Annotated in this window: 12 protein-coding genes; 8 read left to right on the forward strand and 4 right to left on the reverse strand. The window is 46.3% G+C overall.

Features of this window, described 5'->3' with window-relative positions:
• Positions 1-138: 138 nt before the first annotated feature.
• From HP552_RS33755 to HP552_RS33775, 5 genes are all read left to right on the forward strand, one after another.
• Positions 139-615 (forward strand): hypothetical protein, encoded by a 477-nt coding sequence (locus HP552_RS33755; RefSeq protein ID WP_175399680.1) that lies wholly within the window; start codon positions 139-141, stop codon positions 613-615.
• 267 nt (positions 616-882) lie between these two features.
• Positions 883-1,629, forward strand: coding sequence for a DeoR/GlpR family DNA-binding transcription regulator (locus HP552_RS33760; RefSeq protein ID WP_175399681.1), 747 nt, complete (start codon positions 883-885; stop codon positions 1,627-1,629).
• Between the two features lie 2 nt (positions 1,630-1,631).
• Positions 1,632-2,543, forward strand: a complete 912-nt coding sequence (gene pfkB, locus HP552_RS33765; RefSeq protein ID WP_175399682.1) for a 1-phosphofructokinase — start codon at positions 1,632-1,634, stop codon at positions 2,541-2,543.
• 82 nt (positions 2,544-2,625) lie between these two features.
• Positions 2,626-4,590: a PTS fructose transporter subunit IIABC gene (locus tag HP552_RS33770; protein ID WP_175399683.1), complete on the forward strand. Its 1,965-nt coding sequence runs from the start codon at positions 2,626-2,628 to the stop codon at positions 4,588-4,590.
• Positions 4,591-4,750: 160 nt separating this feature from the next.
• Positions 4,751-5,539: a class I SAM-dependent methyltransferase gene (locus tag HP552_RS33775; RefSeq protein ID WP_175399684.1), complete on the forward strand. Its 789-nt coding sequence runs from the start codon at positions 4,751-4,753 to the stop codon at positions 5,537-5,539.
• Positions 5,540-5,660: 121 nt separating this feature from the next.
• On the opposite strand, the gene HP552_RS33780 is transcribed toward HP552_RS33775, so the two are convergent.
• Positions 5,661-6,800 (reverse strand): zinc-dependent alcohol dehydrogenase, encoded by a 1,140-nt coding sequence (locus tag HP552_RS33780; protein WP_175399685.1) that lies wholly within the window; start codon positions 6,798-6,800, stop codon positions 5,661-5,663.
• A 78-nt stretch (positions 6,801-6,878) separates the two neighbouring features.
• The gene (locus tag HP552_RS33785; RefSeq protein WP_175399686.1) at positions 6,879-8,042 is read right to left on the reverse strand and encodes an oxalate decarboxylase family bicupin; all 1,164 of its coding nucleotides are present in this window, start codon (positions 8,040-8,042) and stop codon (positions 6,879-6,881) included.
• 291 nt (positions 8,043-8,333) lie between these two features.
• Between HP552_RS33785 and HP552_RS33790 the strand changes: the two genes are divergently transcribed.
• Both HP552_RS33790 and HP552_RS33795 read left to right on the forward strand, forming a co-directional pair.
• A complete protein-coding gene (locus tag HP552_RS33790; RefSeq protein ID WP_175399687.1) occupies positions 8,334-8,894 on the forward strand; it encodes a nitroreductase family protein in 561 nt (186 codons plus the stop codon).
• A gap of 138 nt (positions 8,895-9,032) precedes the next feature.
• Positions 9,033-9,575: a MarR family transcriptional regulator gene (locus HP552_RS33795; protein WP_175399688.1), complete on the forward strand. Its 543-nt coding sequence runs from the start codon at positions 9,033-9,035 to the stop codon at positions 9,573-9,575.
• A gap of 65 nt (positions 9,576-9,640) precedes the next feature.
• Here the strand turns inward: HP552_RS33795 and HP552_RS33800 are convergent, their stop codons facing one another.
• Positions 9,641-10,525 carry an SDR family NAD(P)-dependent oxidoreductase gene (locus HP552_RS33800; protein ID WP_175399689.1) on the reverse strand — a complete coding sequence of 295 codons (885 nt, stop codon included), beginning with the start codon at positions 10,523-10,525 and terminating at the stop codon, positions 9,641-9,643.
• 204 nt (positions 10,526-10,729) lie between these two features.
• Here HP552_RS33800 and HP552_RS33805 point away from each other — a divergent pair, with 204 nt between their 5' ends.
• Complete coding sequence (locus HP552_RS33805) at positions 10,730-11,164, forward strand: MerR family transcriptional regulator (protein WP_312884391.1); 435 nt, start codon at positions 10,730-10,732, stop codon at positions 11,162-11,164.
• A gap of 61 nt (positions 11,165-11,225) precedes the next feature.
• Here the strand turns inward: HP552_RS33805 and HP552_RS33810 are convergent, their stop codons facing one another.
• Positions 11,226-12,158, reverse strand: coding sequence for an AraC family transcriptional regulator (locus HP552_RS33810; protein ID WP_175399691.1), 933 nt, complete (start codon positions 12,156-12,158; stop codon positions 11,226-11,228).
• Between the last annotated feature and the right edge of the window lie 149 nt (positions 12,159-12,307).

Consider the following 12,307-nt stretch of genomic DNA (forward strand, 5'->3'; position numbering starts at 1 on the left):
TCCAATCCTTATCCAATCCTATAGACCGTTCAGCGTGCTTATGCTGTGCGGTTTTGTTTATTTTATAGGAGAATCTTACACTCTGTGCGGTTTTGTTGTAAAATGTCGAATGGAACATGTAAAGGCAGGTGTAAGTGGATGAAAGAAATGAACTACGAACAGTTTAGAGCCCATTTGAAGAAAGCTTCCCGCAAACGGGGCGTACCCATGATCAAGATTGTTGCTTTTCAGGAGAAGTATATGAAGATTGAGGATATTCAATTTTTCGATGTAGAGCAAAACTACATGAGTGTCCAGGCATGTAATACGCTTTGGATGAACCTGGAGAACAAGTCTTTTCGAAACATGGTGTCTCACCCTCTGCAGTTTTATAGGGATATGGAAGACCTGGGAAGGCAATCGTTCGAGAATATGATTAAAGAACTGTATGATACAGCAGTTCCTCTTTTATTGGATTATGATCCCAATGATTATTACACATCCGAACAGCTGGCAGCGATCCTGGCTACCGATGAAAATAAGCTGATTGAGCAGTTGGAGATGGGACGCTTCAAAGGTGCTTTTATTAATGAAGAGGGAAAATGGCTTAAACCCAAACCAGGGATGAACCCATAGATGTTTGATAATCCTGCAATGTAACAGCTGCAGGTTTTTTGATGTTTGAGCAAGGATAGAAGATACTATCGCTTGTTAGGGAGTAGAAACTACAGGGATAGGATTTTAGTATTGGATGAAAGTGAACGTTTTAGTTTATATTATGGGAGATACTGGAGTGAAAAAGTCGAAAGTTGCGAATTTTTGAAGGTTTCTAAATTATTTTGAATGAAAATGATTGTTTTTTGCGAGATTTATGTTACTATAGAAGCAGTTGGAGGAATGAATATGCTGACTGAAGAACGATATGCTGCAATTATAGAGCGCTTACATCAACAAGGGATTGTCAAATTGCAAGAGCTTGTCGACGTGCTCGGTGCTTCTGAATCAACGATAAGACGTGATCTAATTGATTTGGAGAGCCGTCAGATGCTGAAACGTATACATGGCGGAGCAGCACTCATGAATGAGAAGACACTGGAACCGGGCATGGAAGAGAAAACATCCAAAAACATTCAACAAAAGGTGACGATTGCTCGTTTGGCTGCACAGGAGATCGAAAATGGCGATTGCATTTATCTGGATGCAGGTACGACAACATTGGCCATGATTCCCTACATTGAAGCCAAGGATGTAACCGTTGTAACCAACGGCCTGTCTCATGTGGAAGCGCTGGTAAGCAAGCGGATTCAGAGTTATTTGCTTGGCGGCATGATGAAAATTCATACCAAAGCCGTAATCGGCAGTATCGCGTTGCAAAACATGGACAACTTCCGTTTTGATAAATGTTTCCTTGGTACAAACGGTGTGGATCCCGAGATGGGGTATACGACTCCTGATCCGGAGGAAGCTTTGATTAAGAGGCGTGCACATCAATTGTCCGGAAAATCATATGTACTGGCAGATTCGAGCAAAATTGGCGAAATTACGTTTGCCAAATTGTTCGAGCTGGAGGAGGCAGACCTGATTACGGAGCAGATGCCAGAGCACTGGCGGCCCGTCATTGCGCAGAAAACTAAAATAATTGAGGGATAACAATGATATATACGATAACGCTTAATCCTTCCATTGATTACATCGTGGAAGTGGATGACCTGAAGCTCGGCGGCTTGAATCGCATGAACCGGGATTTGAAACTTCCGGGCGGCAAAGGCATCAATGTATCACGTGTGCTGAATCAGCTGGGAGCAGGTAACACGGCGCTTGGATTCCTTGGTGGATTCACAGGCCGCTTCATTAATGACAAATTGCAGGCGGATCTTATTCAGACTGATTTCGTTACCATTGCCGATGATACTCGCATCAATATCAAGTTGAAGCACGGAGACGAGACCGAAATTAACGGGCTTGGCCCAGCTATTCGTGCAGAAGAAGCAGAAAAGCTGCTTCACAAGCTATCCTCCCTGCAAACAGGGGATATCGTCATTCTGTCGGGCAGTGTTCCGCCGTCCCTTGGAACTGATTTTTATGATCGACTCATCCAGGTATGCAAACAAACGGGTGCAGAGTTTGTGATTGATACCACTGGACCAGCGTTGATGGAAGCACTCGTGCATAAGCCATTACTGGTGAAGCCGAACCATCACGAGCTTGCTGAACTTTTCGGGGTAAGCATCGAGACACGGGAAGAGCTGGTGTTGTATGGTCGCAAGCTGCTGGAAGCGGGGGCCAAGCAAGTGTTAATCTCCATGGCTGGAGAAGGAGCGCTGTTCATTACCGGATCGGATGTTTATCATGCGAATGTTCCAAAAGGCATTGTGAAAAATTCGGTTGGGGCTGGAGATTCCATGATTGGAGGATTCGTAGGCACCTATGTATTGAACGGAGACATCCTTGAAGCATTCCGTACAGGAGTCGCATCGGGAAGTGCAACGGCTTTCTCCGATGATCTCGCAACACGCGAATTTATTGAGGAGCTGAGAAGCCAGGTCACCATTACCAAAATGTAGAACCAAATTTCAGTGCAATCCAATTGTAAATATAATCCGGCCTGCGGAGTGCAGGCCGACTGAACTTAAGGGAGTGTAACACATGAGAATAACAGACCTGATGATCCAGGAAACGATGATCATGGACCTGCAAGCCACAACCAAAGATGAAGCCATTGATGAACTCATTGCAAGCCTGAATAAAAGTGGACGCATTAATGATCCGGTTCTGTTCAAGGAAATGATCTATAAACGAGAAGCAGAATCCAGCACTGGGATTGGTGGCGGTATTGCAATGCCCCATGCCAAGACTTCTGCCGTGAATGAACCAACAGTTGTATTTGCGAAAAGCAGAAAAGGACTTGATTTTGCAGCGCTTGATGATGAGCCTGCTCATATATTCTTCATGATTGCTGCGCCTGAAGGTGCGGGTAATACTCATCTGCGCACACTAGCTGCTCTTTCCAGGCTGCTGATTGATAGCGATTTCATCGCTCAACTAATGAGTACAGATACGCCTGCAGAAGTGAGTGCACTATTTGATGCGAAGCAGGAGGAAGCAGCGAAGCAAGAAGCTGCCAAGGAGAAAGCCAAAGCTGAAAAGGCTGCAAAAGCAGCAAGCGAGGCCAGTTCTACAACGCAAGCTCCTGGTGTGATTGTTGGAAATGAGAATTCTGAGGATTTCGTAGTTGCCGTTACGGCTTGCCCAACAGGGATTGCACACACCTTTATGGCTGAAGATGCACTTAAAAAGAAAGCTCAGGAAATGGGCATTAATATTCGCGTTGAAACGAATGGTTCCGAGGGAGCCCAGAATGTTTTGACTCCAGACGAGATCGCTCGTGCCAAAGGTGTTATCGTGGCCGCGGACAAAAATGTGGAGATGGCCCGATTTGACGGTAAACCGGTATTGCAAAGACCGGTAAGCGATGGTATTCGCAAGTCTGAAGAGCTGATTCGCAAAGCAGTGAATGGAGATGCTCCAATCTATCGCAGCCAAGGCGGAAGTAGCGTTAAGGAAGATGGATCTAGTGCGGGCAAAATGAGCGTAGGCAGCAAGATTTATAAGGATTTGATGAACGGGATTTCGCACATGCTTCCGTTTGTCGTGGGTGGCGGAATTCTGCTCGCAATCTCTTTCCTGATCGAACAGCTTGCAGGCGAGGATAATCCCCTCTTCCAACTGCTGCAGACCATTGGTGGCGGAACGGGTGCGTTCCACTTCCTGATTCCAGTACTGGCCGGATTTATTGCCATGAGTATCGGTGATCGCCCAGCTCTGATGCCGGGTATGGTTGGTGGATTGATGGCGGTTAACTCCAATGCTGGTTTCCTTGGCGGACTTGCTGCCGGTTTCCTGGCAGGTTATGTGGTTATTGGTTTGCGTAAATTGTTTAAAGGATTGCCGAAAGCCATTGACGGTTTGAAACCAATTCTGTTGTATCCCGTGTTTGGATTGCTCATTGTTGGTGCAATCAGTTACTATATCTTTGATCCGATCTTTGGCTCACTTAACACATGGCTTGTAGATGCACTTGGAAATCTGGGAACAGGAAATGCCGTATTGCTTGGCTTGCTGCTTGGTGGCATGATGTCCATTGATATGGGTGGGCCGTTCAATAAGGCAGCCTATACCTTTGCGATTGGTGTGTTCACATCAAGTGGCAATACGGACGGTGCCTGGATGGCTGCCGTTATGGCAGGCGGTATGGTGCCACCTCTGGCCATCGCTCTGGCTTCAACGTTCTTCAAATCCAAATTCACGGAGCAAGAACGCAAATCGGGCTTGACTAACTATGTACTCGGCTTATCCTTCATTACGGAAGGCGCAATTCCATTCGCTGCTGCTGATCCGCTGCGTGTACTGACATCCTGTATCATTGGTTCGGCTGTTGCAGGCGGTCTCACACAGCTCTGGAGCATTAACGTACCAGCACCACATGGTGGAATCTTCGTAGCAGCTTTGGCCAATCATGCTATGCTGTTCTTGCTCGCCGTTGCGATTGGTGCAGTGATCTCCGGTCTGATTCTGGGATTGTGGAAGAAGTCACCGACCCTTGTGAAATAATGAAAGATTAATTTAATGGTAACAAGGCATTTCCTGAGTGGGCTTCATTCAGGAGATGCTTTTTTATTTTCGCTGAGCAGCAATCTGTGTTAAAATGGTTACAATAATTTAACTTTTGAAACGATGTTTCATGTATCGGAACATTTGGCAAGGAGGAAGCATGTTGACGAATGATGCAGCGAAAGGACAAGTACAAAAACAATTTGGCAAAAATGCCGAGAAGTATGTGACCAGTCCTGGACATGCAAAAGGTGAGGATCTTGATTTACTGGTGGCTTCATCCCAAGCAAGTCCAAATATGCAGGTACTTGATATAGCAACTGGAGGAGGACATGTTGCGTGCGCATTGGCACCACTTGTTCAGCAGGTAACTGCACTGGATTTAACCGAAGAGATGCTTCAGGTGGCTGAAGGCTTTATTCGGGAGAAGGGGCATCAAAATGTGAAGTTTGTGCCGGGAGATGCAGAGCATTTGCCGTTTAATGATGATGTCTTTGACATTGTCACCTGCCGGATTGCCGCGCATCATTTTCCGGATGTGCCGTCTTTTCTATCTGAGGCGTACCGAGTAACGAAACCAGGTGGCAGGCTGTTATTGATTGACAACGTGGCACCTGAGCGTGATGAATATGATCAATTTTACAATGAAGTGGAGAAGCGCCGGGATCCCAGTCATGTTCGTGCGTGGCGCAAGTCGGAGTGGATTCGGATGATAGAGATTGCGGAATATCAAGTGGGAACGATGATTTCCTTTGAGAAAAGCTTTATCTTTGAAGACTGGTGCAAGCGTGCCGGACTGCCGGAAGCAGATGGAAGAGAGCTTGAAGCAAGCATGCTCTGTGCACCTTCGGTGATTAAAAAGTTTTTTAGGTTTGAAGAGGTATTACCAGGCAAACTTGAGAGCTTCGGGGGAGAGAGTGTACTCATTCAGGCGTCAAAAGCGAGATAGCCGTAGTATGCGGGCAATGATAACAGAGACATTTTTCATCCGTTTGCACAGGAAAAACAACAACCAAAAGGGCAGATGCACCTGTAAATGGCGCACCTGCCTTTTTCATTGGGATCATTCATTAAGGTTTCAGCACAACTTTAGTACATTCGTCTTCATGATCGTTGAATATCCGGTATGCCTCACTGGCATTTTCGAGTGCAATGCGATGGGAGACAATTTCGGTCGGATCGAACTCACCTGCAGTAATTTTGCGGAACAATTCCGGCATATAGTGAATGACAGGTGCCTGTCCCATTTTAAGATTAATATTGCGTTCAAACATACTTCCGAGCGGGAACATGTTGTAGGACGAGCCATACACACCAGTAAGCTGCAATGTACCAAACTTGCGAACGGCTTTCATGCCGATTTCAATGGCACTCAGTGCCCCGCCGTGAAGTTTCAGCTTCTGCCCGATCTCCTCCAAAGTGGATTTCTTGCCGTCCATGCCGACACAGTCGATCACCACATCGGTACCTCCGCCCGTAATCTCGCGGATATGTGCACCCATATCATCATGATTTTCAAAATTGAAGACTTCCACATCATTCATGCGTTTGGCTTTTTCCAAACGATACGGGAGCCGATCAACTGCAATAACCCGCTTGGCGCCTTTCATCCAGGCAAACTTCTGCGTCATCAGGCCAATTGGTCCGCTCCCAAGCACAGTTACGGTATCTCCTGGTTTAACACCGGCATTTTCCACACTCCAGTAAGCGGTGGGAAGAACATCGGACAGAAACAGCAGAGCTTCATCTTCCAATTCACAGGATTCCGGAATCACGAACGGCATAAAGTTACCGTACGGCACGCGCAAAAATTCAGCCTGTCCACCAGGGTAATTTCCGTATCGTTCCGTAAAACCGAAATAACCACCGGTGTGGATATCGGGATTACCATTAGAATTGTCACACTGGCTCTCCATGTCGTGATTGCAATAGAAACATTCGCCACACGAAATGTTAAAAGGAAGGACCACGCGATCCCCCTTTTTTACACGTGTGACTTCAGGACCTACCTCTTCCACGATCCCCATCGGTTCATGACCGATGACATAATCCTTCTCGGCCGGCAATGCTCCCTGATAAATATGAAGATCTGATCCACATATGGCGGTGGAAGTAATACGCACGATAATGTCATCCTTTTGTTGCAGTCTCGGATCTTCAACCTGTTTCACCTGAATATCCTTGGTCCCTTGAAAAGTAACGGCTCTCATCAACATATTCCTCCTATCATATTGTGACTCTCTGAGAATTACCCCGTATGGAGCCATTTGATAGAGGTCCATACCAAATTAAACGACAGGCCACTTGACTTTACGTAGCGCCTTAAGCAGCTCGGAGGAAGCGTGCAGATTGTCACGGACAAGCTCACGAGGCGTGAGTGCCATCCACTGATTCAACGAAATGTCCTCGAAGCGGTCACTTCTAAAAATCTCCAAAAACCACAGGGTTTCTGTGCTTGTATTCTGAACATAGTGTCCCATGGCAACCGGAACATACCCTACATCTCCGGCTCTGTAATTGAATGTGCGTGCAGTGCCGTTCCCCCCAAATACGGTCATTCTTCCTTGCCCTGTCAGATAGTACTGCCATTCATCTGCATTTGGATGCCAGTGCATTTCACGCATGCCACCAGGTTTAATCTCGACCAGCGCAGCGGCAATGGTTGTGGAGATGGGGAAGTTGGTGGAATCGACGATGCGCACGCTTCCCCCTGGCGTAATCAGGGGTTCCTGAGCGAGGAGGCGATGTTTGAATGAGAGTGGGACGGTACCGTAGGGTGACGGAACTTCCTGACTTGCGACAGAATCAGGGACCTGATCTTGGAAAATATAAACCTGATCTGCCGGTCGGGATTGAAACGCAGACTCTGGCACACCAAAATTGACAGACAAAACCTCTGAGGGGGTGTGAGCAAACCAGTCGGAGATCGAAAGAGTGTTAAGATCGGAGAAGGCTCCGTCATCAAAAACAAGCAAAAATTCACAGCCCTCTTCCAGTCCTTGAATGGAATGGGGCAGACCTTTGGGGAAAAACCACAGGTCACCAGGCCCGACATCGGCGATAAAATTGCGGCCATCCTGATCGATGGACGTAATTCTTGCCGTACCCCAGATCATATACGCCCATTCGGACTGTTGATGCCAATGAAGTTCGCGCACGCCGCCCGGAGTCAAGCTCATATTTACTCCAGCCAGTGTCGTGGCAATCGGCAGATCTCGTACCGTTATTTCACGTGACCAGCCACCATGGTTTAACTGCATATGGGTATCGGAAAAAGACATTTTCAGATTGGGCATCAGTCCCGAGTCTGTTGCGGGAGGAACCAGCATATCCGGATTTTCACGGTCTCTCATGACATCACGCGGGCCCATATCGGGTCCGCCGGCTCCGTCTTGCCGGATCGGTTGTGGAACAATGAGCAGTTTACCGTTATGTTGTGATCCTTTTGTCATTCGTTTATCCCTCCAGTTCAGATCATGCTGGTCAGACTGGTCGTCAATCATATTCTATGAATCAGGGCCTGGATATTATGAAGGACAGGGGAAAGGCTGGATCAATGGACTTGTCTGTGCCACAGACACTCAAGACATGGACGGTGATGAAGACGTTTCTGACATTCGCTGTTGTAGTTGGCACTTAAGGATTGACGTGCACAGCATATCATAGTACCCTAATATTGTTTCATATGAAACAATTAATTTGCAAGTGGGAATACAACCTTATTCGGAAATGGGGAAGTTCATATGACAATAGCCGATACGATTCGTTCTCGACGAAGTATCCGCAGCTTCAATACACAACCGGTGTCCACGGACTTAATAATTCAATTGCTTAATGATGCGGTCTGGGCACCTAATCATGGCATGCGAGAACCATGGCGTTTTATTCTCGCCGAGCGTGCAGAAGCAAAAGAACAGGTGGCCAGTCTGATGCTGGAATCGGTGCAAAACATGAAATTGATGAAGCTGATGCCCGGCAAACTGCAGCAGGCGCTGAAAAAGAAGTTCAGCCACATGCCTGCGCACCTTATTGTGGTAATGAAAAATGAAAAGGATCAACATAAGCAGGAAGAAGACTATGCGGCTGTAAGCTGCGTTATTCAGAACTTTCAACTGCTTGCCTGGGAACAGGGCCTAGGTATGATTTGGTCCACGATGGAATACATTCATTCCCCCATTTTTTGCGAAGGTCTAAGCGTGAAGACAGATGAGCGAGTAGTTGGTGTGTTGCATATGGGGTACTTCGATAAAACGCCGAAACCCAAGTCGCGCACCTCTGCTGAACAAAAGCTCACCTTGCTGTAGTCCTGGAACAGAAGTGTGATATAAATCGTATCAATCCTGATCATATTGTTTCCAGTGAAACCAATCATGGTGTATAATGTATGTTATTCAAGCCTGGCTTGCATAATAGACCGAGACGAGAAAAGGTTGGGGAAAACTATGGATCATGAACAGACGGATCTGCGTTACATTTATGGATTGTTTATTAAGCTTTTGCATCAAAAAGAACAAAAGGATGACCAGGAAAATCTATTTCTCATGGATATTGTTCGTAAGACTGTATCATCAGAAGCAGCTTTGAACATGACGGATGTGCATGTAATTGCGTGTATTGGTGAACACGAACCCATTAATCTGACCTCGATAGCTGAACGGATGGAGCTGAGCAAGGGCAACACCTCCAAAGTGGCCCATAAACTGCTGAAGCAAGGATGGCTTCGAAAAACACAGTTAAATGACAACAAAAAGGAGATTTATTTCAGGCTGACATCACCAGGCAAAAAGCTGTTTCATGTTCATGCCGATCTGCACGTGAAGGTTGAAAATCAATTCCTCCGTTTTCTGGGGCAATATAACAAAATGGAGCTTGAATTTTTAAAGAGATTTGTGCTGGATTTGACACGTTTCTATGAGCAGTTGGATACTCGAAGTTTAATTGAGGACCTGGAGGAAGAGAGTGATCCGACAGAGAGCAAAATTTGAACGGAGAAAACCCCGTGACGAGCACGGGGAGAATGTTGCTTGCTGAAGCAAAGCATTTCCAGATATTAATTGCTTTTTTGATGTCCACTTCCTACAGGTACTGTATGTAGAAATTCTTGCTCATAGATCTCGTGGACTCTGTTTAAAACTGCAGCGCCGTGTTCTTTGAAACGAAGTGATTTCGCTTTGTTTTTAATCAGAAACGTACCTGGCTCGTGTCTAGTTGATGAAAATCCTCCATTGTAGAGCAGGGAAGCGCCATGACTTGGATGAGGAAAGAACAGTTTCATGATGGGCTTGATGTAAAAGGGCAGACCGGATTTTTTGTTGCCGCGTAAAGTATTGTTTCCTCCAGGGTCTACACTCAGAAGACGAATACCGTCTGTCTTAGCTGCATCGGCTGCTGCCTCATGTGTCCATAAAGAGAGACCAAGCTTCGAAGTGGCATATGGACCAAACAGCTTCTTGAATTCGGTCGGACGTTCCAGAATATTCAGATCAAATCGTTTTAGCATGTTGAACGCACTGGTTGAAGTGTTAACGACTGTTTTCAGTTGTCCTTTGAGCAGCAGTCCGTATAATTCCTTGTAAATGATGTAAGGTACCACGGTTTGCAATTCAAAATGCATTTCATGCCCCTGGTCAGAGTAACGAAGCTCGGAAGCACTGCCTCCTGCATTATTAAACAAGGCGTCAATCGAATCAGTCTCGGACTTAATCTGATCGAGCGCAATTCTTAGGCTTTCATAGTTGGTCAGATTAGCCTGAACCAACCGAAGCTGACCTGAACGTAATGCATTTTGGATATCGCCTTGCTCTGCCGGAAAAAGTGAGCGGTTGAGGCCAATAACCTGCCATCCTTCAACCAATAACATGCGGGTCAGTTCAAGACCGATTCCTGAGGTAGAGCCTGTAATCAGAGCGGTGTGAAGCTTGTTTTGTGTATTCATAGATACCTCCAAAGGATGGGAATTACAGAACGAATCTGTATGTTGTGTTCAGTCTATAATTTGGAGTCGACTCCAAGTCAAGCACCTGGATTGAAACATTTTTCGGTCTGAAATCGCTGTTTAATTTTGGGATGTATTCGCCTTGACTTGGAGCTGACTCCAAGTTGTATGATGGAGGTATGAGGAAGAAGGAGGCAGATGCGGGTGAGTGGTGAGGTATTGTATTCCATTAAGGAAACAGCAGAGAAGGCTGGGTTATCGGAAGATACCATTCGATATTATGAGAAGATTGAGCTTCTGCCACGGGCCGATCGGAAGGCTAATAGGCACCGGGTATATCGGCAAGAGGATATTCGAACCATGAAGCTCATTAGCTGTCTGAAGAAGACAGGCATGTCTCTCGAGGAGATGAAGCCATACTTGCATATGTCGATGGATTCGGATCTTGAGGACTTTCCAGAAGAGCGTGAGATGCTGGTGAATCATCGAATGAAAATAGAAGCTCAGATTGCCTCGCTGCAGCAGGTAGTCGATTTTATCGATGAGAAGCTGGACAAGCGGAGCATGTATCCGGACGAATGCACTCTAACCGCAGAAAAGCAGATGTCTGTATTTGAAAAAAAGAACATGTTCCTCTGATCGCCACGTTCCGTTGAACTCGAAAACCCTCGTCTTGAAGACGTGGGTTTTTTCATTTCTTTTAACTTTCGATTTGCAGAGCATGACGAAGACGTTTGATATCGCTTTTTGGGGGCAGGCCATACATTCGGGCATATTCCCTGCTGAATTGCGAAGGGCTCTCATATCCAACCTGAAACGCCGCATTGGCTGCATCGGTCGTACCTGCAATCAGCATGCGCCTGGCTTCCTGCAATCGGATCTGTTTCTGGAATTGTATAGGGCTCATGGTGGTGATGGCTTTGAAATGATAATGAAGGGAGGAAGAACTCATATTAATCATATCCGCAAGCTGCTCAACCCGCAGGGGTTTGTCATATTCGGATTGGATGACTTCAATTACCTTGGCAATGTGCTGGGCGTGACTGTTTTGAACCGCAAACTGTTTAATGGAATGTCCGTGTTCATCCTGAATAATTCGATACAGCATCTCACGGATGAACAGGGGGGCAAGTACAGGAATGTCATCAGGTGTGTCGAGCAGTCGAATCAATCGAACAGCCGCTTCGAGAAGTGAAAGCTTGGTGGAGCTGACAAATAATCCTCGCTGCGTTGCATTGTCGGGTTTGGATTGTAAAGAAGCAGCATCCTGTATTAGATCGAAAATCTGTCCAGAGTCAAAATCAAGACGCATACATAGATAGGGCTTCTCTGAAGAAGCCTGAACAACCTGTCCTGAAATAGGCAAGTTTACGGAAGCTACCAAATATTGTGTCAGGTCGTAGGTGTAGCTTTCCCGGCCGAGTATGACTAATTTGGAGCCTTGAGCAACAATGCAGAGAGCAGGTTGGTGAACGGAATATATGGGCTCGGAAATCTCCGAGGCACGGATCAAAGAAAGCGATGGAATGGCTGTGGGATGAATCCCGTCATTTGGAGTAAAACGCTCGATAAGATGAGCCATTTCCTGCTGCTGCCGTGTGACATGGTTATCCGTCTCTAATGATGAAAGCATGGAGTATACATCCTCCTTTCGTGAATCTTCTTCTGTTATTCTAGAATGTCCTGGAGGAATAGGCAAGATTACTGCTGGATTCTTCTATCGGGTAGGATGTGATCTCCTCCATAATGAGGATAAGCAATTGAAGCTTATGCAGAACAGAG

Source organism: Paenibacillus xylanilyticus (genome assembly GCF_013359935.1).
In the GTDB taxonomy this organism is placed as follows: domain Bacteria; phylum Bacillota; class Bacilli; order Paenibacillales; family Paenibacillaceae; genus Paenibacillus; species Paenibacillus xylanilyticus.

Excerpts from the sequence above, each read along its gene's own strand:
- HP552_RS33755 (WP_175399680.1), top strand. The coding sequence starts at position 139 with ATGAAAGAAATGAACTACGAACAGTTTAGAGCCCATTTGAAGAAAGCT.
- HP552_RS33760 (WP_175399681.1), top strand. The coding sequence starts at position 883 with ATGCTGACTGAAGAACGATATGCTGCAATTATAGAGCGCTTACATCAA.
- pfkB (WP_175399682.1), top strand. The coding sequence starts at position 1,632 with ATGATATATACGATAACGCTTAATCCTTCCATTGATTACATCGTGGAA.
- HP552_RS33770 (WP_175399683.1), top strand. The coding sequence starts at position 2,626 with ATGAGAATAACAGACCTGATGATCCAGGAAACGATGATCATGGACCTG.
- HP552_RS33775 (WP_175399684.1), top strand. The coding sequence starts at position 4,751 with ATGTTGACGAATGATGCAGCGAAAGGACAAGTACAAAAACAATTTGGC.
- HP552_RS33780 (WP_175399685.1), bottom strand. The coding sequence starts at position 6,800 with ATGAGAGCCGTTACTTTTCAAGGGACCAAGGATATTCAGGTGAAACAG.
- HP552_RS33785 (WP_175399686.1), bottom strand. The coding sequence starts at position 8,042 with ATGACAAAAGGATCACAACATAACGGTAAACTGCTCATTGTTCCACAA.
- HP552_RS33790 (WP_175399687.1), top strand. The coding sequence starts at position 8,334 with ATGACAATAGCCGATACGATTCGTTCTCGACGAAGTATCCGCAGCTTC.
- HP552_RS33795 (WP_175399688.1), top strand. The coding sequence starts at position 9,033 with ATGGATCATGAACAGACGGATCTGCGTTACATTTATGGATTGTTTATT.
- HP552_RS33800 (WP_175399689.1), bottom strand. The coding sequence starts at position 10,525 with ATGAATACACAAAACAAGCTTCACACCGCTCTGATTACAGGCTCTACC.
- HP552_RS33810 (WP_175399691.1), bottom strand. The coding sequence starts at position 12,158 with ATGCTTTCATCATTAGAGACGGATAACCATGTCACACGGCAGCAGCAG.